Consider the following 20921-nt stretch of genomic DNA (forward strand, 5'->3'; position numbering starts at 1 on the left):
GGGGCTATAGCTCAGCTGGGAGAGCGCTTGCATGGCATGCAAGAGGTCCACGGTTCGATCCCGTGTAGCTCCACCAAACAGAAAGCCACCTACGGGTGGCTTTTGTCGTTTTTGGATTTCAGAAAGCGTGCCGGCAAGTCTCACCTTTACGGTGTGTATCATCCAGTAAGCCACCTTCCGATGGCTGTTCACCTCAGCTTATGCTCTTTATTCCGCACCCTTGGCATGTCTCTCAAAGTAGGGCTGCAGAAAGTCTGCAATGCTGTCCTGGGCTTTTCTGTTCGGATGGATACCATCTCGCTGCATCAGGTGAGGGTAGGGGGCAATTTCGGTCATGAAGAAAGGGATCAGGGGAACCTGATACTGATGGCTGAGATCCTGAAACACCTGCTCAAATTGGTTGGCATAACGTTGACCGTAGTTGGGCGGGACCATCACTTGAGACAACATCACGGCACTGCCGGCGGCCATCGATTGATCAAGAATCCTGCTCAGATTCTTCTTTAACAGCGGCGGTGGGAAGCCTCTGAGGCCGTCGTTACCGCCAAGCTCAACAAAGACCCAGTCAGGCTGATGCTGCTGCAGAAGATTGGGCAGCCTCTTCAGTGCCCCTCCGGTGGTTTCACCGCTGACCGAAGCGTTAATAAGCTGAATTCCCTCCAGGTCCGTATTGAGTTTATGGACCCACCCCTCTCGCTCGCTCATACCGTAACTGGCGCTCAGGCTGTCACCTAAGATAAGAATGGTTACACTGTTAGCGAAAACAATGGACGGAAAAAGCAGTATAACTGTCATTAAAAAGGAACGAATTATCATAACTATGCCGGATTCAAACACTACGCTAGCCATTCGAGTCCAGGGACTGGAACAGAAGGTTCCAACACTGGATGGTGAACTTCAGATCCTTCAGGGCGTTGACCTGGAAGTCAAGTCGGGCGAGTCCATCGCCGTCACCGGGCCCTCCGGGGCGGGGAAATCCACCCTGCTCGCCCTGTTGGCTGGCCTGGATATGGCCTCCTCCGGGGAGGTCTGGCTGGCAGGAGAGCCGCTGCATCAGTTGGATGAGGAGCAGAGAGCCAATCTTCGAGGCCGTAAGGTGGGGTTCATCTTCCAGTCCTTCATGCTGGTGGAAAGCCTGACTGCCCTGGAAAACGTCATGCTGCCTGTCGAGTTGGCGGGCAATACCGATGCCCGAACCCAGGCGGAGAATATGCTGCAGCGGGTAGGGCTTTCCCACCGTTTGGATCATTTTCCCAACCAGCTCTCTGGTGGCGAACAGCAGCGGGTGGCCATTGCCCGTGCTTTTGTCAGTCAACCCGATATCCTGTTTGCCGACGAGCCCACAGGGAATCTGGATCAGGCCAACAGCACTAAGGTGGAGGATCTGCTGTTTGAATTGAATCAGGAGCACCACACCACCCTGGTACTGGTGACCCATGATCTCAAGCTGGCTGAACGCTGCGCGACCCGAGTCCAGATGGTGAGCGGCAGGCTGGAGGCCCTATGAACATCTTCCCCTTAGCATGGAGGCTGTTCAGGCGGGAGCTTGCCCATGGCCAGCTCAGGCTGATTGGGGCAGCATTGATCTTGGCGGTGGCGGCGGTCACCGCCCTGGCCCTGGTCTCTGACCGTTTGCAATCCTCCATAGTGCGTCAGGCCAGCACCTTCCTGGCCGCCGATCGGGTTCTCTCCTCTCCCCAACAGGTGGACCCGGCCTGGCTTGAAGCCGCCAGGGAGGCAGGACTCCAGGTGTCCACCACTCTGGAGTTTCAGTCCATGCTCTTTTCTGAGGAGCGCTTCCAACTGGTGACGGTGAAAGCGGTGTCGCCCCAATACCCGCTTCGGGGCAGCATCGATCTGGTGGGCCAGTCTCTGACCCCTCTGCCAGAGCCCGGGGCCCTATGGCTGGACAGCCGGCTGGCAGGATGGATAGAGCAGAGCAACCTGGCTGAGATAGGGGAAGCCAGTTTCAGCCTCGATCAGGCCATTCGTCGCCTTCCGGATGGTGGATTTAACCTGTTCGCTTCGGCGCCCGTGGTGTTGATGAACCTGTCAGACGTAGACGCCACCGGCGTCATTCAGCCTGGCAGTCGCCTTAGCTGGCGCTATCAGTTCGTCGGCAACACTGAGGCCATCAAGAGCTACGCCAAGTGGCTCAATGGCCGCCTGACTACCTCTCAGCGCTGGGTCGATGTGCGCAGCCAGGATTCACCTGTGTCCCGCGCCATTCAGCGGGCGGAACAGTTCCTGCTCCTGACCGCCTTGCTGGGCATAGCCCTGGCCTGTGCGGCCATCTCTGTCGCCACTCAGCGCTACTGCCTTCGCCATTATGATGCGGTGGCCATGCTGAAGACCCTGGGGGCGTCCCATAATCAGGTACGGGGGATCTTTGTCACCCACCTCTCTCTGGTGACCCTGCTGGGCATCGCCATCGGTCTGATGGTGGGATTGATAGGGGCCGAGGCTCTGCTGGCCTGGTTGCCACAGGAGCTCAGCCAGGGTGAGATTTCCGTGGCGCGCCCACTGGCCCTGGGAGCGGCTACCGGCCTGGTGGCGGGCTTTGGCTTTACGCTCTACCCCCTGCTGCGCCTTCTGGCCATCCCCCCTTTGAGGGTGTTGCGAAAAGACCTGGGACCGGTGAGATGGCAGGGCTGGCTCAACGGCGTGCTCTCCGTTGCCGCCCTGGCTCTGCTGGCATACATCTACAGCGGCAACGCCATGATGACCGGTGTCCTGCTGATTGGCGGGGCTGCCCTGGCACTGTTGCTGCTGCTGGTGGCCTGGCTTCTGCTGAATTGGGGGCGTCAGTTGGGGATGCGCACCGGCACGCCTCTGCAGCTGGCCATTGCCGGGCTCAGGCGCCGTGCCCGGGATAATGCCGTGCAGCTGGTGGGTTTCTCCGTCTCTCTGGTATTGCTGCTCACCATCCTCGCCTTGCGTCAGGACATTCTGGCCGACTGGCAGAAGCAGTTGCCTCAGGGGACCCCGGACCACTTCCTGGTCAACATCAGCCTGGATGAGCTGCCGCAGATGGGCAATTTCCTTTCAAGCCGTCAGGTGGAAGCGACCGACTTCTATCCGGTGATCCGCGGTCGTCTCTCTGCCATCAATGGTGCACAGGTGAGTCAGCCTGTGACCAAGGAGGAGGGAGAGCAGCAGCCAAGACAGGGGCCGTCCGGCATTGGCCGGGAGCTCAACCTGACCTTCAGGGACAGCTTGCCGCCAAACAACCCTGTGGTGGCGGGTAACTGGTTTGAAGGGGATGCGCGGGGAGAGGTGTCTGTGGAGTCCAGGGTGGCAGAGCGATTGGGCATTGGTCTTGGCGATCGGCTCACCTTCACCATAGATACTCAGCCGGTTGAGGTGGAGGTCACCAGTCTGCGTAAAGTGAACTGGGAAACCATGCAGCCCAACTTCTTCATGATCTTCCCCCCGGCGGATCTGGTGCGCTTCCCGGCCACCTACATCGCCAGCTTTAAGCACCCGCAGGGCGATGCCGGCCTGGTTGGCGAGCTGATACGGCAGTTTCCCACTGTGTCGGTAATCGATGTGGGATCCATCATCACTCAGCTCAGAGAGGTGATAGACCAGGTTTCTCTGGCATTGACCCTGGTGTTGCTGGTGGTGGTCTTGGCCAGCGCCATGGTGCTCATTGCCCAGACTGAGGCAGGCATGGCCAGCCGTCGCCAGGAGTTGGCCATTATGCGTACCCTGGGGGCGGCAGGCAGTCTGCTGCGACGCGCCGTTGCCTGGGAGTTTCTGCTGCTGGGGGCGGTCGCCGGCCTGTTGGCTGTGGTGGTCACCGAGCTCACCCTGGCTCTGCTCAAGAGTCAGGTGTTCAACCTGGTGGTCAACGGACACACCCTGTGGTGGTTCCTGATCCCGGTACTGGGTGCGTTGCTTATAGGGTCCATCGGCATGTTGGCCTGCCGCCGCCTGCTGGCCAATCAGTGCGGCGCGTTGCTCAGGGGCGGTTAGAGAGGAATCACAATGAAGAGGCCGCGGTTTACGCGGCCTTTTACTGTCGGGTCTAGGGCGTGTTTATCTTTGGTGTTTAGAATTTGGCCGAGGATGACGACGACTAATCAAGAAGTTCGATTGTAGGCTAGGTACCAACCCAACGTGGTAGCTGTGTTGCTCAGAAGTTGCCTTGAGTGATGAATCAAGGCGTGACTCTGAAGGAATGGTTATTGCCCTTCTAAAGAGTCACAACACAGAGTCAGCACTCAAGGCGACTTCCCTACGGGTTGATTAAAACGGACTTCATGCTGCGTTTGCCAATCTTGCTTTAGGCCCATAGAGCATTGATTGGCCGCCTTGCCTGAAGCCCGTTTTATTTCAACTGAGCTCGCAGATATCACGTTGTGTTGGTACGACTCTACGTCAAAATCGAACGACGAGGAGTAGTCGTTGTCAGTCCGGCCCCGAAGGGCGCTTTGCTAAGTCTAGGTATCCATTCAGTTTGGGCACAATGTCGATACATCGAGGCCTTAGTGGCTGGATGATGGCGCAAAAATATTCAGCAAAGGTCAACACGCCCTAGCGTCCAAGGAGGGCCTGCAGCGCCCCAGGCAGTTCCGGATAGCGGAAGTCGAATCCGTGTCTAACCAGCCGGTTGGGGAGCACACTCTGGCCCTTGAGCAGCAGGGAGGACATCTCTCCCAGGGCCAACTTCAGTGCCGTTGCCGGTACCGTCATGAAGGCGGGGCGACGCAGGGCCTGTCCCAGCGCTTTACTGAACTCCTTGTTGCTGACCGGTGTGGGCGTGGTGCCGTTATAAATTCCCTGGCAGCTGTCAGTCATCATCAGATAGCCGATCACCGCCACCAGATCATCGATGTGGATCCAGGACATGGCCTGGCTGCCATTGCCCACCGGGCCGCCGACCCCGGCGCGAAACGCTGGAAGCATCTTCTTCAGGGCACCGCCCTCTCCCAGGACCAGTCCGATTCGCAGGACACAGACCCGGGTGCGAGGCGCCGCCTGCATTGCCAGATACTCCCAGGTGTGGCACACCCTTTGGGCGAAGTCGTTCTTGTCATAGACCAGCGGCGTATCTTCATCCATGTGACTGTCGGAGTCGGTGCCATAGATGCCGATGGCAGAGGCGCTGATGAACACCTTGGGGGGAGAATCCAGCCCCAGTATCCAGTCGCTCAGGGTCTGGGTCAGGCGCCAGCGGCTGTCGCAGATCAGGTGTTTCTGCCTGCCACTCCACCTCTTTTCTGCGATGGGTTCGCCGGCCAGGTTAATGACTGCGTCTACCCCCTGGAGCCAGGGCAGAGCTTCGATGCCCACGCATTCGGCATCAATCCCCTGTTGTTGCAGCCGTCGCCCGGACTGCTCCGGATGACGGCTGATCACAACCAGTTCGTGGGCCCCGCTCAACTGTTTCAGCAGCCTGCTGCCAACAAACCCTGTGCCGCCAGTGACAAGAATCTTCATGCCTGCCTCCTCATCCAAGCCATAGGTTCGGGAGCAACGCTCCTGAATCTGTGTTACACATACAAAGTTAGCATACGATCAATTTCCACAAGGAGTTCAAACTCATGCAACCTGTTGCCGTGGTCAGCGGCTGTGGTCGCCGCCTGGGCGAATACATCACCGGGCGGCTGTTGGCGCAGGGGTATCGCGTCTATGGGCAGTACCTGAGCTCCAGCCCAGCGAGCCACCCCAACCTCATTGCGTCCAGGGTGGACTTCACCGACGCCCGGCAGGTAAAGCAGTGGGCCGATGCCATCTTGTCGGATGTCGACAGGGTAGACCTTCTGCTCAACAACGCCTCCCTGTATCAACCCGACCCAGACGATGTTGCTGTGGGCGTTGAGCAGCTTACCCAGCTTCACCGCATTCACCTCCAGGCACCCTACCAGCTGGTTCAGGCGCTCAAGGGAGCCCTGGCACAGGCCTCTGGCTGCATAGTGAATCTCACCGATATCTACGTGCATCACCCCAATGCGGATTACAGCCTCTACTGCGCCACCAAGGCGGGTTTGGACAGTCTTACCCAGTCCTGGGCCAGACAGCTGGCCCCGGATGTGCGGGTAAACAGCATAGAGCCGGGGCCGATTCTGTTTCTGGACGAACATGGGGAGGCGTATCGGCAGCAGGTGCTCAGTCGCACCCTGCTGCAGGTAGAGGGCGGTTTGGATCCCATCTGGAAGGCACTATGGATGCTGGTCAACAACCCTTATATGACCGGTGCGCGCATCCCGGTAGATGGTGGTCGCAGCGTCGCCCAACTTTAACGACCCCAGAACAATGGGCACCGTCTCACCTTCCAACGGAGTGTCGTTGAGCAACTGGTTGAGAAGGGGAAGCAGGTAATCCGGTTGAGCGGCCAACTCAGGAACCCGGTCAACGGAGAGAATGTCCAGATCCAGGGGGCGATCCTTGATGCTGCACTGAGGGTCGCTCCTGTCTCTTCCCCGCCGCTCCTCCTGCCGGTTAAAGCGGGATTTCACCTGCTTTGGCGACAATGAACTGTCAAACCAGAAGGCAAAGTTGATAAAGGGCAGGAGAGACTCCATCTCCTCAGGCTCTGTGGTGACCACACCGCTGACAGTGACCCGTTGGAACTGCTCGCACAGCCAGGAGAGGGCTTCAGTGGCGTTCTCCTCTGGCTGGAGGTTGGCGCCAAAGCTGCAATAGTAGCGGTGCGAACCCGGGTGCTGGCTTTCAGTACTCGTCATCCTCTCTCCTTGGTGACTCCATAGCCTGTCAATCGAGCGTTATCTATTTAAGATAACAAGATATACTGTGTTCTTCTCATCCAGACAACGGATTACTATGAGCTCATTTCAACGTAGCCTGATGGTGTGCGCCGCCCTGGTGGTGGTCCTGGCCGGGATCAAAAGCGCCAGCACCATCTTGGTGCCCTTTTTGCTGGCCATCTTCATCGCCATCATCTGCAGCCCCTTAGTACGGCTGATGACCCGCATGGGATTACCCAAGGGGCTGGCCATCATCATGGTGATGGTGTTGGTACTGGCTGTTGGCACCTGGCTCGGGGCCCTGATCGGTAGCTCCATCAACGATTTTACTGCCCAGTTGCCCCAGTACCGCAGTCAATTGACCGACCAGTTCCACGCCGTGGCGGATCTGGCGGCGCGCTTCAATGTGCCCATCTCCATAGAGGTGCTCAAGGAGCAGTTCGACCCGGGCAAACTGATGAGCCTGGCAACCGACATGCTCTCCGGCATCGGCGCGGTGATGGCCAACCTGCTGCTGATCGTGCTCACCGTGGTGTTCATGCTGTTCGAAGCCTCCAGCCTGCCCAGGAAGCTGCACTATGCCCTGGACGACCCCCACATGAGGATGCAACAGATTGACCGCTTCCTGGACTCGGTCAACCGCTACCTGGCGATCAAGACCCTGGTCAGCCTGGGGACGGGTGTGATCTGCGGTGTCGGCCTCTACCTCCTCGGGGTGGATTACTTCATCCTGTGGGGCGTGGTGGCCTTCCTGTTTAACTACATTCCCAACATCGGTTCCATCATTGCGGCCGTGCCCCCCGTGGCCCTGGCGCTGATCCAGCTGGGGGCCGGCGGTGCTGCCGGAGTGGCCGGCTTGTACGTGGCGGTGAACATGTTCATGGGGAACGTCATTGAACCGCGGATGATGGGCAGGGGCCTGGGCCTGTCCACCCTGGTGGTCTTCCTCTCATTGATCTTCTGGGGATGGTTGCTGGGCTCCGTCGGCATGCTGTTGTCTGTGCCCTTGACCATGATCGTCAAGATTGGTCTCGAGGCGACCCGGGGCGGCCGCTGGCTGGCGGCGCTGTTGGAGGGAGAGCCCCAGACCCGCAGCCTGGCCATCACGGTAACCATGACCGGCAAACCCGTTCGCCGTCCCCTGGAGGGCGCACAGTGATTGATCTCGTTCCACATCTGCCAGACTCTCTTGAATCCGGCCAGGCCCAGCGGTTGTTCCATGGCCGGGGTCACTGCTATCCAGGGTTGGAAAGCCTGACTCTGGACCTTTACCCTCCGGTACTGTTGTTGACCACCTTTACCACACCGGAGCAACCTCAGTTGGAGCTGTGGTTGCAACAGGTGACCACCTGGTGGAAACAGGTCAGCGATGACCAGCCTTTGCATCTGGTATGGCAGGACAGGGGATGCTCCCCCGCCCAGACCACTCAGATCTCCGGCGAGATCCCCGAGCCGCATTGGATAGTTGAGGGGGAGCAGCAGTATCTGGTCAACCTGATGCGAGGCCAGAATCACGGTCTGTTCCTGGACATGGCCGAGGGCCGGCACTGGGTTCGTCAGCATGCCAAGGGGAAGCGTGTCCTCAACCTGTTCGCCTACACCTGTGGATTCTCCGTGGCTGCCTGTGCCGGAGGGGCCGAATCTGTGGTAAATCTGGACATGAGCGGCGGCGCGCTGAAGACAGGTAAACGCAACCACGCCAAGAATGAGCTGGGGCAGGGGGTGCGCTACCTGGCCCATGATCTGTTCAAGACCTTTGGCAAGCTCAAGAAGCTCGGCCCCTATGATCTGGTGGTGGTGGATCCTCCAAGTTTTCAGCATGGCAGCTTTATCGCCACCAAGGATTACTGCAGGGTGCTGCGACGTCTGCCTGAGTTGCTGGCACCAGGGGGAGAAGCGTTGCTGTGCCTCAATGCTCCTGAGCTCAGCCGTGACTTCCTCAAGGGACAGGTGGCGGAGTTTGCCCCGGCCCTGACTCTGATGGAACAGCTGGCCAACCCGGCCACCTTTCCTGAGTCTGACCCGGATAAAGGACTGAAGGTGTTCAGGTACCGATTAGACTGATGAAAAAAAACTTCGGAATCGGCCGGTTTTTCTGTGAAATTACACGCAAAGGCCCCCTGTGGAGAAATATTCTTACAAATGCCGTTTTTTGGTGAAATGTTCGTGGAATGGGCGGCTGAGTGGTAGACTTACCCTACTCACATGACAGATGTGGTGAGTTCACTATTCAGGAGTAAGGCGGGTTTATGGAAATGCAAGATTACGAAGAAGCCTATTATCAGGTTCAAGATGAAGTCGCTGGCGAACTGCCCGTTGATCTGGATGAAGACGCCTACTTGGATTAATCTCCCTGGGTCATAAAAAAAACCAACGCTGTGGCGTTGGTTTTTTTGTGTCTGTCCGTCACCTGTCGAGGGGCAGCCATTGGTCAGCCGTTGGTCAGCCAACGGTCATCCTTTATCTCGGTCACCTTCCACTGGTTGTCGATAACCTGCAGACGTATCTCTCGCAGGTCCTGCCTTAAGTAGCCGTTCACCAACCCTTTGAGCTTGATGGTCACCAGGATGTCGGAGTTTCGCCGGCGAAAAAAGTCCGCATTGGTGGAAGAGAGTTCCACCTCCGCCTGTTCCATGTAGAGAGCAAACAGGTTGCGTTGCACCTGACTGGCCAGCTTGTAGTGATGGAACAGCCCCTTGAGCTCACCATTGACCATGGGCAGTGCCCGGTTGATGTCTTTGTCTACATAGAGAGCTTCAAAGAACTCCACGGCCACTTTTTCAGGGGGTTGATCCGGCCCTGTGGTCGGATTGCAACCACCCAGCAGCATCAGAAAAAGCAGCAGGGTAATTCGGGTCATCAGTGGAGGGGTCCTCATGGCGGAGCGAGCAGACACTATATCAGTGGCTGGGAAACGACACTAGCCGCAGTTTAGCGCGCGATCCGGGCAGGAGGTTTTGCGACCAGATTAACAATTGATACTAATGACAATTTTCTGAAGTGGCGGCGAAAGTCTGATCAAGATCACCCTTTTTTCTTTTCCCAACAAATATCCACTTAACTGGCAAGGAATTTGTTGTAAAAATGTAAGTGGTTTTTGTGTTCTTGTGCCTTTGGGGTAACCCGCGGCCGGGGCATAAATGATACCAATTTCATTAAGTCAGTGTTCTATCTGGTGCGCCGGAGACAGTGTTTCAATCGTGGAGTGAGACTCAACTGCCAGTGGTTCTGACAGTCAGCCTTACAATGCAGAGTGGGGCAACTTGAGCCAGCAGTCGTCATCAGATAATTAGTTAAATTGGTATAAAGCATAGGAAATGCGGGAGCTTGTGTGTATCGAGCGTTGTTGGCTTTATTAGGAAGTTGCCGGGATCTGCTGCCCATCGTTCTGGTGGTGGCTCTCTTTCAATTGGCGGTGTTGCAACAGCCGCTGCCCAGTGTCATCGATATTGTCCTTGGAATGGGACTGGTGGTCATTGGACTGACTCTATTCGTATTTGGCCTGGAGATGGGCCTGTTCCCCATAGGTGAAACACTGGCTCAGGCCTTTGCCCGCAAGGGTGCCCTGGTGCCTCTGCTGCTGTTTGCCTTTCTGCTGGGTTTTGGCACGACGGTGGCGGAGCCTGCGCTGATTGCTGTGGCCGATGAAGCCGCCGAAGTGGCGGCAGCCGGTGGCCTGTTGGCTCAGACTGAGGAAGCTCAGGAGAGCTACGCCACCCAGCTGCGGCTGACTGTGGCTCTCTCCGTAGGCTGTGCCATCCTGCTGGGGGTGGTGCGCATCCTCAAGGGATGGCCGCTGCACAAGCTGATCATCGGTGGTTATGTCATCGTCATGGCCCTGACCATGATTGCGCCCAAGGAGATCATTGGCATCGCCTACGACTCCGGAGGGGTGACCACCTCGACCATAACCGTGCCTCTGGTGACCGCCCTCGGGGTGGGACTGGCCAGCTCCATCAAGGGGAGGAACCCCATGCTGGATGGCTTTGGTCTCATCGCCTTTGCCTCACTGTTGCCGGTGCAGTTTGTTCTTATGTTCGGGGTGGTGCGTACATGGATTGGCTGATAGACATAGTTAATACCCTCATCGACACCCTGGGCGATGTGGTGCCCATCGTCGCCGTACTCTTCGGTTTTCAGTATCTGGTGCTCAAGCGTCCTGTCCCCCACCTGAAGCAGGTGCTTGCGGGGTTTGTGGCGGTGATCCTGGGGCTGGCCCTGTTCCTGGTCGGGTTGGAGCGTGCTCTTTTCCCCCTGGGGGAGTTGATGGCCACTCAACTGACCAACCCAGAGTTCCTCGGAATTGAGGGGCAGGGCAGCTGGCAGGATTACTACTGGGTTTATCTGTTTGCCTTTGCCATTGGATTTGCCACCACCATTGCCGAGCCTTCGCTGCTGGCGGTAGCCATCAAGGCGGAGGAGGTTTCGGGGGGCGCCATCCAGCCCATGGGCCTGCGCTTGGCGGTTGCCCTGGGGGTCGCCATTGGCATCTCCCTGGGGGCCTACCGCATTGTGGTGGGAGACCCCATACACTGGTATATCCTGGCGGGCTATCTGGTGGTAGTGGTTCAGACCACCTATGCTCCCAAGAATGTCATTCCCCTGGCGTACGACTCCGGGGGGGTCACCACCTCCACCGTAACCGTACCCCTGGTGGCCGCCCTGGGACTGGGGCTGGCCAGCACCATTCCGGGCAGAAGCCCAATGATTGACGGCTTTGGCCTTATCGCCTTTGCCAGCCTGTTTCCCATGATCAGTGTGATGGGTTATGCCCAACTCACCGCACTGATTCAACGAGTTTCGAAGAGGTAGAGCATGCGCTTTAAACTGATCATCGCCTTCGTCGAGGATGATAAGAGCGATCAACTGGTTGAGGCAGCCCGTGATGCCGGTGCCACCGGCGTCACCCTGATCAACCACGCCCGGGGGGAAGGACTCAAACCCAAGAAGACCTTCTTCGGTCTGCACCTGGATATGCAAAGGGATGTCCTTCTGTTTGTGGTGGAGGAACACCTGGCGCGCAACATTCTGGAGCGTTTGGCTCAAGTGGGTGAGTTTGACAGCTCACCGGGCACGGGCATTGCGCTGCAACTGGATATAGAGGATGTCGTGGGCGTCGCCCACCAGATTGAGAGCCTGTCAGAACGGGTTGGAGACGAGATATGAATCAGGAACTGATCAAGGTTAAGGATGTGATGGCCCAGAAGTGGGTGATGCTCGATGGATTGAAAACCGTGTCCGAAGGGCTGGAGGTGCTGCGTGAGCACAGCGCCGAGGCGCTGATCATCAGCAAGCGTCATGAGAACGACGAGTACGGTCTGGTTTTACTCTCCGACATCGGTAAGAAGGTGATGGCCCGGGACAAGGCGCCTGATCGGGTGAACCTTTACGAGATCATGTCCAAGCCGGTTCTGCCGGTTCACCCGGAGATGGATATTCGCTACTGTGCCCGCCTGTTTGAACAATTTGGCATTAATCAGGCTCCGGTGATTGAAAACCATGAGGTAATTGGATTAATCTCCTATACAGAGATGGTGCTTCAGCAGAGTCTCCACAATTAGACTTTTTAAAGGTTATCCACAAAACCTGTGGACAAGCCTGTTATTAGATCAATATCAGATGCGTAACTTGTTGATCTAAAGGTTCTTTTGTCCAAAAAAGTCACTTAGGTTAAAAAAAGCCCGCCCGATCAAGGCGGGCTTTTTGCTGTCAGTTATCCCCAGCTGGCCTCAGTTTTACCCCGGAGACCGTGCTTATACTGGAGTAGCTGTGGTCTGTGATGGGGGCGAGCAGGCAAAAGAAAGCCCGCCAATTGGCGGGCTTAAAGCGTCTTTCATCCGGTTATGGCCCGGATTTTTATTCTGTGTATCGTACCGCGACCGTGTCCACCTGACCCCCAGAATCGGACCCGGTCCTCAGGCTTAACCCTTGGGGTAGGGGTGCGCTACGCCTTTGTGGCAATCGATACAGGTCTTACGCTTGTCTTCAGCCTTCTTGAAGTTACGCTCGTGCATCTTCTTGGCGATCTTCTTCATGGACTCAGGCTGGTTCTCATAGATGTTGGAGTGGCAGCTGGTACAGGTGCGGGAATCGATGGAACGCAGGTAATCGCGAGCTAGGTCAGCCTGCTCTTTGCGGTTTGCTTCCAGCCACTCCTGAGTGTTAAAGCCATCAATGGTCATGTAACCGATGATGTCTTTGGACACGATGATCTTCTTAACCAGGTACTCGAAGCCACCTGGAGGCAGGTGACACTGGGCACAGGTCACGGTGATACCGGCGCCGTTGTTGCCGTGGCTGGACGCCAGAACCTCATCCCGCAGGGAGTGGTTGGAGTGGCAGGTCATACAGAAGTCGTCGGTGCTGGTGGCGTGCAGCACAACTTGGGTGCCGTATACGCCTACGCCGCCTACGACCAGGGCCAGGAAAGCACCTACTGGGATACCCAGCAGCCATTTGGCTTTGGGCCGTTGCCATAACCGGCTCCAGGCGGAGCCTTGTTTGTTGTCAGACATCTCTCATCCTCATTTTCTTTTTTTTGGGGGTCGAATTCTATTCAAAACCTTAGCCGAACTTTACGAGCTTTTGCAGGTAAAAGCTGGCACCGGGGACTTTATCAATATATTTCTTCATTCGCTGGATTATTTTGAATTTGCTCCAGCAAATCGCAAAAACTTTGATCTGGTCGGAAAAAATGAACCCTTCCCCTGCGAACTCCTGAGCAGATACTGTGAAAAAGCTCACTGGATCCGGTTTGACAAAAAGGCGTTGTGAAGTGGGGAGAATATGGGCTTCATTGGAGAGCAAACATAAAAAAAGCTGCCCTTGGGGGCAGCTTTTTGACGAAACCTGAGTTTCGTCTTATGCGTCGGCCTGGATGGCGGTCAGGGCGATGGTGTAGACAATGTCCTCCACCAGGGCGCCACGGGACAGGTCGTTCACGGGCTTGCGCATGCCCTGCAGCATAGGACCGATGGAGATCAGGTCTGCAGAGCGCTGAACCGCCTTGTAGGTGGTGTTACCGGTGTTCAGGTCGGGGAAGACGAACACGGTGGCTTTACCGGCTACTGGGCTGTCAGGGGCCTTGGAAGCAGCAACGTTAGGCATGATGGCCGCGTCGTACTGCAGCGGGCCGTCGATCATCAGGTCAGGACGTTTCTCCTGAGCGATGCGAGTGGCTTCGCGAACCTTCTCTACGTCTGCACCCTGGCCGGAGCTGCCGGTGGAGTAGGAGATCATCGCAACGCGAGGCTCGATGCCAAAGGCCTTGGCGGAGTCGGCGGACTGGATGGCAATCTCAGCCAGCTGCTCGGCGTTTGGATCCGGGTTGATGGCACAGTCACCGTACACCAGAACCTGGTCAGGCAGCAGCATGAAGAACACGGAGGACACCAGGGAGGCGCCAGGTGCGGTCTTGATCAGCTGCAGAGGCGGGCGGATGGTGTTGGCGGTGGTGTGAACTGCGCCAGATACCAGACCGTCTACCTGATTTTCGGCCAACATCATGGTACCCAGTACCACGTTGTCAGACAGCTGCTCGCGGGCAACCACTTCGGTCAGGCCCTTGCTCTTACGCAGCTCACACATCGGAGCAACGTAACGCTCGCGGGCGGTCTCAGGATCCACGATCTCGATGCCGTCACCCAGAGTCACGCCTTGCTGGGCAGCCACACGGCGAACCTCATCGGGGTTACCGACCAGTACACACTTGGCGATGCCACGCTCGGCACAGATGGCGGCAGCCTTAACGGTACGCGGCTCGTCGCCTTCAGGCAGCACGATGCGCTTGTTGGCGCGACGGGCAAACTCGGTCAGCTGGTAGCGGAAGGCGGCTGGAGACAGCAGGTTTTCGCGCTTGGAATCGCTGGCCATGTTCTCGATGAACTTGCGATCGATGTGGCCGGCAACGTAGTCCTGCAGCAGTTCGATACGGGCAGAGTCATCAACAGGCACTTCGTGGTTGAAGTTCTGGATGTTCAGGGCGGTCTGCCAGGTGTTGGTGTCCACCATCATCACCGGCAGGCCGGTGTCGAACGCCTGAGCGCAAAGATCCTGAACCTGCTGCTCCAGCTCATAACCGCCGGTCAGCATCAGGGCACCAATCTTGGTGCCGTTCATGGCGGCCAGACAGGCAGAAACCACGATGTCGGAACGGTCGCCGGAGGTAACCAGCAGGGTGTCCGCTTGCAGGTGGTTCACCATGTTGGGGATGGCGCGGGTACAGAAGCTGACGCGACGCAGACGACGGGAGTGCATCTCACCGGCGTTGATCAGGCGGGCACCCAGGTGCTTGGCCAGATCAGAGGCGCGTGGGGAAACCAGATCCAGGTTGTAAGGTACCGCACCCAGAATTGGAATCGGGGAGTTGGCAGACAGCTGGAAGATGTCAGCGTGGTCACCGCGAACCACCTGGTCGTGCTCGAACACCTCGGACAGGTCTGGGCGGGCACGGCCGCGCTCATCCACAGGTGCGCCGATCTTGTTGATGATGGCACCCAGGATACGCTTGTTCTTCTTACCACCGAACTCATCGAGGATGATCTCCAGGCGCTTCTGCACCTGGGCCGCGCTGTCGGCACCCGGGTTGATTACGAACACGATGTCGGAATCCAGGGTCTTGGCGGTCTTGCTGTTCAGGGTGTTGGCGAAGGGGTGGCTGCGGGTAGGCACCAGACCTTCAACGATCAGTACCTCGGTACCCTCATCACCGGACTTCACCCGGGCAACAATCTCTTCCAGAAGCACGTCGGTCTCGCCGGCGCTGATGCGCTGCTGGGCGTGATCCATGGAGTAGGGCTCTGGTGGATTGATGGTGGGGGAGGTAGAGAGAATGGTGGAGGAGCGTTCTGGGCCGGTATCGCCGGGGCGTTGCTGAGCAACAGGCTTGTAGAAGTTGACCTTGACACCCTGACGTTCAAGGGCGCGGACCATGCCCAGGCTGATGGAGGTCAGGCCGACGCCTGTGCCTACCGGAATCAACATGATAGAGCGAGACATAAAATACCTCTTAAAAAGGACTGAGCCACTTGCGTGGCTCAGTGTACTTCATTGGATCAGGAGATCAGAGCCAGAGAATCGCTGGCGATAACAAACTCTTCGTTGGTTGGGATAACCATGGCAACGGGAGAGCCGTCTTTGGTGATGATGCCGTCGTTGCCGAAGCGGGCAGCAGCGTTCTTCTCGGCGTCCACTTCGTAACCGAAGATGGCCAGGTTGTTCAGAACGGTTTCACGGATCAGCATGGAGTTCTCACCGATGCCGCCGGTGAATACGATGGCGTCAACGCGCTTCAGAGGCACGGTGTAGGAAGCCACGTACTTGGCCAGGCGGTAGCAGAACACTTCCAGAGCCAGGGTGCAGCCAGCGTCGCCCTCAGCGTGACCCTCTTCGATGCCGCGGCAGTCGTTGGTCTTCTCGGACAGACCCATCAGGCCGGACTCTTTGTTCAGCATGTTGTTCACCTGATCCAGGGTGTAACCCAGGTTGTTTACCAGGTGGAAGATGATGGCAGGATCCAGGTCACCGGAACGGGTACCCATTACCAGGCCTTCCAGAGGAGTCAGACCCATGGAGGTGTCAACACTCTGACCGTTGCGAACTGCGGTTACGGAACCGCCGTTGCCCAGGTGGCAGGTGATAACGTTGGTGTCGGCAACCTCTTTGCCCAGTACCTTGGCGGCTTCGCCAGATACGAACAGGTGGCTGGTGCCGTGCATGCCGTAGCGACGGATGCCGTGCTCACGGTACAGCTTCTGAGGGATGGCGTAGCTGTAGGCAACCTTAGGCATGGTCTGGTGGAAAGCGGTGTCGAATACGGCAACCTGTGGCAGGGCAGCGAAGGCAGCCTGGGCAGCGCGGATACCGATCAGGTGAGCTGGGTTGTGCAGAGGAGCCAGGGAAGCGCACTCTTCGATGCCGGCCAGAACGTCATCGGTGATCAGCATGGACTTGGTGTACTTCTCGCCACCGTGAACGATGCGGTGACCAATGGCAACCAGCTGGTCAGCCATTTCAGGCTTGCTGGCCAGGATGGTACCAACAATGTAGTCCAGAGCCTCGGAGTGGGCGGCACCGGCACCCAAGGCGGCTTCGCCCTTGTTGCCATCCAGCTTCCACTTGATGCGGGCATCTTCGAGGTTGAAGCACTCTGCCAGACCGGACAGGTGCTCGTCACCGTTAGTTGCATCGATTACGGCGAATTTCAGGGAGGAGCTACCGCAGTTAAGAACGAGAACAAGTTTGCTCATTATTCATACACCTAAGTGATTTACTTGCGTACAACCGACTGCGCCCTGGGGCGGTTAAGTCGATAACGACCGAAGATGGTAAGAAGTTACAGTATAGACCCGCTGTATCTGCGACCGATGTCGCATTTTCAGGTCCCCTAATGGGCCGAAATTCAACCATCTTCCTAGAAAGGTATGACCATTTTACCCATACTTTTCTGAAGAAGCGGAATCAGGACGTGATACACTTAACGAATCTGTGATCCGTCTCCCGTTGTATAAAGGAGAGTGAAGCATGACCTTTTTTGAAACACTGAGATGTGGCAATCACTACATGAAACAGTGGCCCAGAGCGGTTCAGCTGGCCCCTCTGTTTCCAGAGTACAGGGTGATAAAAGCCACTGAACTGGCCATCCGGGTCATGCCTCCGGTGGCGGTGTTTTGCCTGTGGTTTCAGCTTCAGTGGTTGGGGCCCGAGAGCTTGCCTCAGATCGTCGCCAGTACCCTGTTCCTGCTGAGCCTGCCCCTTCAGGGCCTGTACTGGTTGGGTTGGCGTTCCCAGCAACTGCTGCCCAGACAGCTGGTCGCCTGGTGTGATGACCTGCGCTCGCGCATGTTGGAAGCGGGGGAGCAGATTGCCCCGCTCGGGGCCCGTGCCCGCTACCTGAATATGGCCCAACTGCTCCGACGAGTTTTTAACAAACTGGACAACGGAGAGTGGCACAGGTTGGATCGACACTGAGACTCGATCGGATCCAGGTCACAAAAAAGCGGAGGCATCGGCCTCCGCTTTTCAGTTTTATTCACTAATAAGGCGTCAGTCGCCAATTTATCAGTAATAGATCACGTTTTTGATTCTCTGCCTCGGCGCCTGCTGATACAGCTGCCACACCTTTTTATAGTCCAGCTTCAGCTCCGCAACATAGTTGTCACCCACAGGGTAGATGCGCACCACCTCGGCACCCCGCACCAGGCCATCCACCTGGGTCTGGAACTGGTCGCTCTGCAGCAGCTGCTGGTCCATCCGGCCGGTGCCTGACACCCTCACCCCATAGATCTGCTCTGCCAGCTCCCGGTAGGCATCCAGTTTGGCCGCCCGCATCGCCTGCTGCACCTTCAGGTCCCGGTTATCGCCCAACTGGGCCGAGATGGGGGCGATCCCTTTGGCGGTGAGTATGGGAAACTCCTGGGGTGGGACAGGCTCATACTCCACATAAGCGTTGTTCTGACACCCGGCCAGGAAAATTAGCGCAGCGGCTGCGAGTCGTTTCATGGGTTTACCTCCCTCACCGGTGTTCTTCCTGGTTGCTCCTGTCGGTAGAGCAGGCCACCCTGTTCCGTGATGCTGTTGCTCTGCTCCAGGTAGCCGGAGGACTCCTGCCAGGGAAGAAAGGCCTGGGAGGTGGAGGCCACCCTGTTGTTGGCGATATCCACCAGGCGACTGTTGATGATCACCCCGCTGCTGTCCCGGCTCAGGGTGGCAATCAGCACCTGGCTCACCGGCAGGCTGGCTTGCAGCCGTTCATAATCCCGGCTGAGAATAAGGTTGCCCTGCTTGGAGACCCGAATCTGCTGGCTGCTGTTGAGCTCTACCAGGTTGAACCCTCTCTGGTGCAGGGCGCCAACCAGACCGTCACCCAGCTGCAGGGCGAGCCGGCCACTGCTCTCCAGCTCATCCAGCCACACCGGGGTGGTGACCGCGATAAGCTTGGTCTTGTCCGGCAGGTCGTGATTGCGCTCAAGATCTTCGGCGATGCGCTGGGCCAGATGAATCACGGCACTGCTGTGCGGCAAACCTTTGCCGCTCACACTGTATTGTGGCGGTGGCTCTGCCGGAGGGGTGGCACAGCCCCACAAAAACAGGCACAGGACGCCTATGGCCTTTTTCATCGCTATCTCCAGTGGCTTGGGCATTCACGGTTCTCTGTATCATATCGGCCAAGAAGCCCGGCGCTTTAGTGGCAAATGTAGGCACAGTCATTGCATTATTTACGCCAACTGCATTGAGGACGATAAAGCGATGTCTAACCCCATACACCTGGCTCTGCTCGGTGTCTGCCTGTTGGCGGCACCGGTTTCGGCCCAGTGGCTGACCCTGAGCGGCAGCGCCCCCATAGGCAATGATGACCTGACCAAGGCGCGGGAGGAGGCGATTCGGAACGCGTTGGCGAAATCTGGCCAGGGCGAGATCATGGTAAACGGCGTGTTGGGGCCAGCCACGGAACTGACTCAGGTAGGGGAGTATCAGCTGCTGTCTGAATCGATCGGTGACGGCATTCTGGAGGTGACCCTGAGAGCGGATGTCCGCGCCGTGGGCAATCAGTGTGCCGGCGCCGGCTTTCGCTTTGCCCTGACTCTGCCACGGGCCGATGTGGTGCATCGGCAGCACCTGGTACCGGGCAGCCTCTATGAGTTTGATGCCGCACTGACCCGGTTGCTGGCCAACACCATCAATGGCGAGGCCACCTCTCTGTTTGCCCATGAGCGCAGTGACATCAGCGTCAGCTTTGGTCAGCTGAACCAGGAATACGGCGAGCAGTGGGCCAGGGAGATGAGCCGGGACGACAACAGTCAGTATATTGTGGCCATCTCCATCGATGATCTGACACTGGATCCTCATGAGACCACTCTGGGGTGGTTTGAAGATGACCGCAACCGCTACTTCGGGGCCAACCTCAACATCTATGACGGCCTGACCGGGCAGATGATCTGGCATAAGCGCTACCGCACCCAGGGCGACTGGCCCTTCAAGCGCAGCGACGCGGTGGAGCTGGGCTCCAGCCACTTCTGGAACAGTGACTACGGCAGGCAGATTCGCCAGCAGGTGGTGGCCATGGCCCAGGACATCGACGGCACCCTGCACTGTCGTCCGCTTCACGGACGGGTGCTCTCTGTGGATCAGGAGCGGGTCACCATCAACCTGGGTAGCCGCCATGGTGTACGGGTGGGGGATCGGGTCTCTTTGCAGAACCGCCAGCAGGGGGAACTGGGGTGGTGGAATCGTGACCCGGACTCCGAAGATATCCTGGTGATTCAACAGGTGCAGCTGGAGCAGGCGGTGGGGACCCTGATGCCGGGCTCCAGTTACACTCGCTGGCAGCCCATGGATATGGTGCGGGCCCAGGCACATAGGCGCTAATGGGCCTGATGCCATAAAAAAAGCCGGCTTCATCGCCGGCTTCTCTTTTTGAACTGTTTACCTTCAGGCCTTGATCACCTTGCCCAGGCGTCCGCCCGTGGTGGTGGAGCCTTCCTGGTTGTAGGTCAGGGCATTAGGGTTTCGGGTGGCATTAAGCAGTTGCTGCAGGCGACCCAGGCTGGCCAGAGACTGGTCAGCCAGCTGATTGTTATGCTGGTTTTTCACCTGGCACTCCGCCAGGGTCTCGCGGCAGCGGGTCACCCCGGCCATCGCGTCGGTGTCCGCCTTGATGTCAGCCACCTGCGGATGCGATTCCAGTGCCTTGTCGCCGCCGGCAATCTGGTCCAGCAGCGCCAGTTTCTGTTTGAGCAGGGCTTCAATTTTGTCCGCATCCCGCTCAAGTAATGCGTCAGTCTCCTGCTCCAACAGGCGCAGCAGGGTAGACAGGCGCTCTTGCTGAGCGCCAATCAAGGCGTGAATGCCGGTATCACTCACCAGTCAGTTCACTCTCGAAACGGGAGAGGTTGGCAGCCAGCTTGTCTGGGTCAACATGGTAGCGACCTTCGGAGATCGCCTGCTTCAAGGCTTCCACCTTGGAGCTGTTAACCTCTGGGGTCTCCTGCATCACCTTCTCCGCCCGCTGTAGTTGCTGGGCTTCCTGGGTCAGCTTCACCTCATCCCCCTTGGCGGCAGCCTGAGCGCTGCTCCCTTCGGGCTGACTTTGTTGGGTCACCGCCCGCCGGGCCGGTTGCAGGCCTGCGGTACCGCTGCTCAGTTTGTTGATGTCGATAGCCATAATGTGGCTCCGTCGCTGTGTATTTGGGCTCTTCTGACACTGGTATC

Annotated in this window: 22 protein-coding genes and 1 tRNA gene; 12 read left to right on the forward strand and 11 right to left on the reverse strand. The window is 57.7% G+C overall.

Annotated elements, in window-relative coordinates; translation table 11 throughout:
• Positions 1-76: transfer RNA gene (locus ACN0RV_RS16270), tRNA-Ala, on the forward strand.
• 131 nt (positions 77-207) lie between these two features.
• Here the strand turns inward: ACN0RV_RS16270 and ACN0RV_RS16275 are convergent.
• A complete protein-coding gene (locus ACN0RV_RS16275) occupies positions 208-816 on the reverse strand; it encodes an arylesterase (RefSeq protein ID WP_417349218.1) in 609 nt (202 codons plus the stop codon).
• 4 nt (positions 817-820) lie between these two features.
• Here ACN0RV_RS16275 and ACN0RV_RS16280 point away from each other — a divergent pair, with 4 nt between their 5' ends.
• Entirely contained in the window at positions 821-1507 is a 687-nt protein-coding gene (locus ACN0RV_RS16280) for an ABC transporter ATP-binding protein (RefSeq protein ID WP_417349220.1), read from the forward strand.
• Positions 1504-3978 carry an ABC transporter permease gene (locus ACN0RV_RS16285; RefSeq protein ID WP_417349222.1) on the forward strand — a complete coding sequence of 825 codons (2475 nt, stop codon included), beginning with the start codon at positions 1504-1506 and terminating at the stop codon, positions 3976-3978. The genes ACN0RV_RS16280 and ACN0RV_RS16285 overlap by 4 nt, the downstream gene beginning before the upstream one ends.
• Positions 3979-4539: 561 nt before the next feature.
• On the opposite strand, the gene ACN0RV_RS16290 is transcribed toward ACN0RV_RS16285, so the two are convergent.
• The gene (locus ACN0RV_RS16290; RefSeq protein WP_417349224.1) at positions 4540-5445 is read right to left on the reverse strand and encodes a TIGR01777 family oxidoreductase; all 906 of its coding nucleotides are present in this window, start codon (positions 5443-5445) and stop codon (positions 4540-4542) included.
• Positions 5446-5549: 104 nt separating this feature from the next.
• Between ACN0RV_RS16290 and ACN0RV_RS16295 the strand changes: the two genes are divergently transcribed.
• Positions 5550-6248, forward strand: a complete 699-nt coding sequence (locus ACN0RV_RS16295) for an SDR family oxidoreductase (protein WP_417349226.1) — start codon at positions 5550-5552, stop codon at positions 6246-6248.
• Here the strand turns inward: ACN0RV_RS16295 and ACN0RV_RS16300 are convergent.
• Positions 6168-6692: a 2-amino-4-hydroxy-6-hydroxymethyldihydropteridine diphosphokinase gene (locus tag ACN0RV_RS16300; protein WP_417349228.1), complete on the reverse strand. Its 525-nt coding sequence runs from the start codon at positions 6690-6692 to the stop codon at positions 6168-6170. The two genes, ACN0RV_RS16295 and ACN0RV_RS16300, sit on opposite strands and share 81 nt — an antisense overlap.
• Positions 6693-6789: 97 nt before the next feature.
• Between ACN0RV_RS16300 and ACN0RV_RS16305 the strand changes: the two genes are divergently transcribed.
• Positions 6790-7872 (forward strand): AI-2E family transporter, encoded by a 1083-nt coding sequence (locus tag ACN0RV_RS16305; protein WP_417349230.1) that lies wholly within the window; start codon positions 6790-6792, stop codon positions 7870-7872.
• Positions 7872-8777, forward strand: a complete 906-nt coding sequence (locus tag ACN0RV_RS16310; RefSeq protein ID WP_417349276.1) for a class I SAM-dependent methyltransferase — start codon at positions 7872-7874, stop codon at positions 8775-8777. The genes ACN0RV_RS16305 and ACN0RV_RS16310 overlap by 1 nt, the downstream gene beginning before the upstream one ends.
• Before the next feature lie 367 nt (positions 8778-9144).
• Here ACN0RV_RS16310 and ACN0RV_RS16315 read toward each other — a convergent pair whose 3' ends face one another.
• Positions 9145-9573, reverse strand: a complete 429-nt coding sequence (locus ACN0RV_RS16315; RefSeq protein ID WP_417349232.1) for a hypothetical protein — start codon at positions 9571-9573, stop codon at positions 9145-9147.
• Positions 9574-10056: 483 nt separating this feature from the next.
• Here ACN0RV_RS16315 and ACN0RV_RS16320 point away from each other — a divergent pair, with 483 nt between their 5' ends.
• The 4 genes from ACN0RV_RS16320 to ACN0RV_RS16335 are packed head-to-tail and all read left to right on the forward strand — an operon-like array spanning position 10057 to position 12274.
• Positions 10057-10779 (forward strand): DUF1538 family protein, encoded by a 723-nt coding sequence (locus tag ACN0RV_RS16320; protein WP_417349278.1) that lies wholly within the window; start codon positions 10057-10059, stop codon positions 10777-10779.
• Positions 10767-11525 carry a DUF1538 domain-containing protein gene (locus ACN0RV_RS16325; protein ID WP_417349233.1) on the forward strand — a complete coding sequence of 253 codons (759 nt, stop codon included), beginning with the start codon at positions 10767-10769 and terminating at the stop codon, positions 11523-11525. The genes ACN0RV_RS16320 and ACN0RV_RS16325 overlap by 13 nt, the downstream gene beginning before the upstream one ends.
• A 3-nt stretch (positions 11526-11528) precedes the next feature.
• Positions 11529-11879, forward strand: coding sequence for a P-II family nitrogen regulator (locus tag ACN0RV_RS16330; protein ID WP_028110219.1), 351 nt, complete (start codon positions 11529-11531; stop codon positions 11877-11879).
• The gene (locus ACN0RV_RS16335) at positions 11876-12274 is read left to right on the forward strand and encodes a CBS domain-containing protein (RefSeq protein ID WP_417349235.1); all 399 of its coding nucleotides are present in this window, start codon (positions 11876-11878) and stop codon (positions 12272-12274) included. Before ACN0RV_RS16330 ends, ACN0RV_RS16335 begins: the two co-directional genes overlap by 4 nt.
• Before the next feature lie 360 nt (positions 12275-12634).
• On the opposite strand, the gene ACN0RV_RS16340 is transcribed toward ACN0RV_RS16335, so the two are convergent.
• The 3 genes from ACN0RV_RS16340 to ACN0RV_RS16350 all read right to left on the reverse strand — a co-directional run bounded on the left by ACN0RV_RS16340 (position 12635) and on the right by ACN0RV_RS16350 (position 16963).
• On the reverse strand, positions 12635-13228 hold the full coding sequence (locus tag ACN0RV_RS16340) for a NapC/NirT family cytochrome c (RefSeq protein WP_417349237.1): 594 nt from the start codon (positions 13226-13228) through the stop codon (positions 12635-12637).
• 346 nt (positions 13229-13574) lie between these two features.
• A complete protein-coding gene (pta, locus tag ACN0RV_RS16345; protein ID WP_417349238.1) occupies positions 13575-15710 on the reverse strand; it encodes a phosphate acetyltransferase in 2136 nt (711 codons plus the stop codon).
• A gap of 56 nt (positions 15711-15766) precedes the next feature.
• Positions 15767-16963 carry an acetate kinase gene (locus tag ACN0RV_RS16350; protein WP_417349280.1) on the reverse strand — a complete coding sequence of 399 codons (1197 nt, stop codon included), beginning with the start codon at positions 16961-16963 and terminating at the stop codon, positions 15767-15769.
• A 271-nt stretch (positions 16964-17234) separates the two neighbouring features.
• On the opposite strand from ACN0RV_RS16350, the gene yfbV reads away from it, so the two are divergent.
• Positions 17235-17681 (forward strand): terminus macrodomain insulation protein YfbV, encoded by a 447-nt coding sequence (yfbV, locus tag ACN0RV_RS16355; RefSeq protein WP_417349240.1) that lies wholly within the window; start codon positions 17235-17237, stop codon positions 17679-17681.
• A 90-nt stretch (positions 17682-17771) separates the two neighbouring features.
• Here yfbV and ACN0RV_RS16360 read toward each other — a convergent pair whose 3' ends face one another.
• Positions 17772-18212, reverse strand: a complete 441-nt coding sequence (locus ACN0RV_RS16360) for an LPP20 family lipoprotein (protein ID WP_286341906.1) — start codon at positions 18210-18212, stop codon at positions 17772-17774.
• Positions 18209-18829: a FlgO family outer membrane protein gene (locus ACN0RV_RS16365; RefSeq protein ID WP_417349242.1), complete on the reverse strand. Its 621-nt coding sequence runs from the start codon at positions 18827-18829 to the stop codon at positions 18209-18211. Before ACN0RV_RS16365 ends, ACN0RV_RS16360 begins: the two co-directional genes overlap by 4 nt.
• A 130-nt stretch (positions 18830-18959) precedes the next feature.
• Here ACN0RV_RS16365 and ACN0RV_RS16370 point away from each other — a divergent pair, with 130 nt between their 5' ends.
• Positions 18960-20078, forward strand: coding sequence for a flagellar assembly protein T N-terminal domain-containing protein (locus tag ACN0RV_RS16370; RefSeq protein ID WP_417349244.1), 1119 nt, complete (start codon positions 18960-18962; stop codon positions 20076-20078).
• 63 nt (positions 20079-20141) lie between these two features.
• On the opposite strand, the gene flgN is transcribed toward ACN0RV_RS16370, so the two are convergent.
• Positions 20142-20573: a flagellar export chaperone FlgN gene (gene flgN / locus ACN0RV_RS16375; RefSeq protein WP_417349246.1), complete on the reverse strand. Its 432-nt coding sequence runs from the start codon at positions 20571-20573 to the stop codon at positions 20142-20144.
• Positions 20566-20874 carry a flagellar biosynthesis anti-sigma factor FlgM gene (gene flgM / locus ACN0RV_RS16380; protein WP_417349248.1) on the reverse strand — a complete coding sequence of 103 codons (309 nt, stop codon included), beginning with the start codon at positions 20872-20874 and terminating at the stop codon, positions 20566-20568. The genes flgN and flgM overlap by 8 nt, the downstream gene beginning before the upstream one ends.
• Positions 20875-20921 lie beyond the last annotated feature (47 nt).

This window comes from Ferrimonas sp., assembly GCF_048263965.1.
GTDB lineage: Bacteria > Pseudomonadota > Gammaproteobacteria > Enterobacterales > Shewanellaceae > Ferrimonas.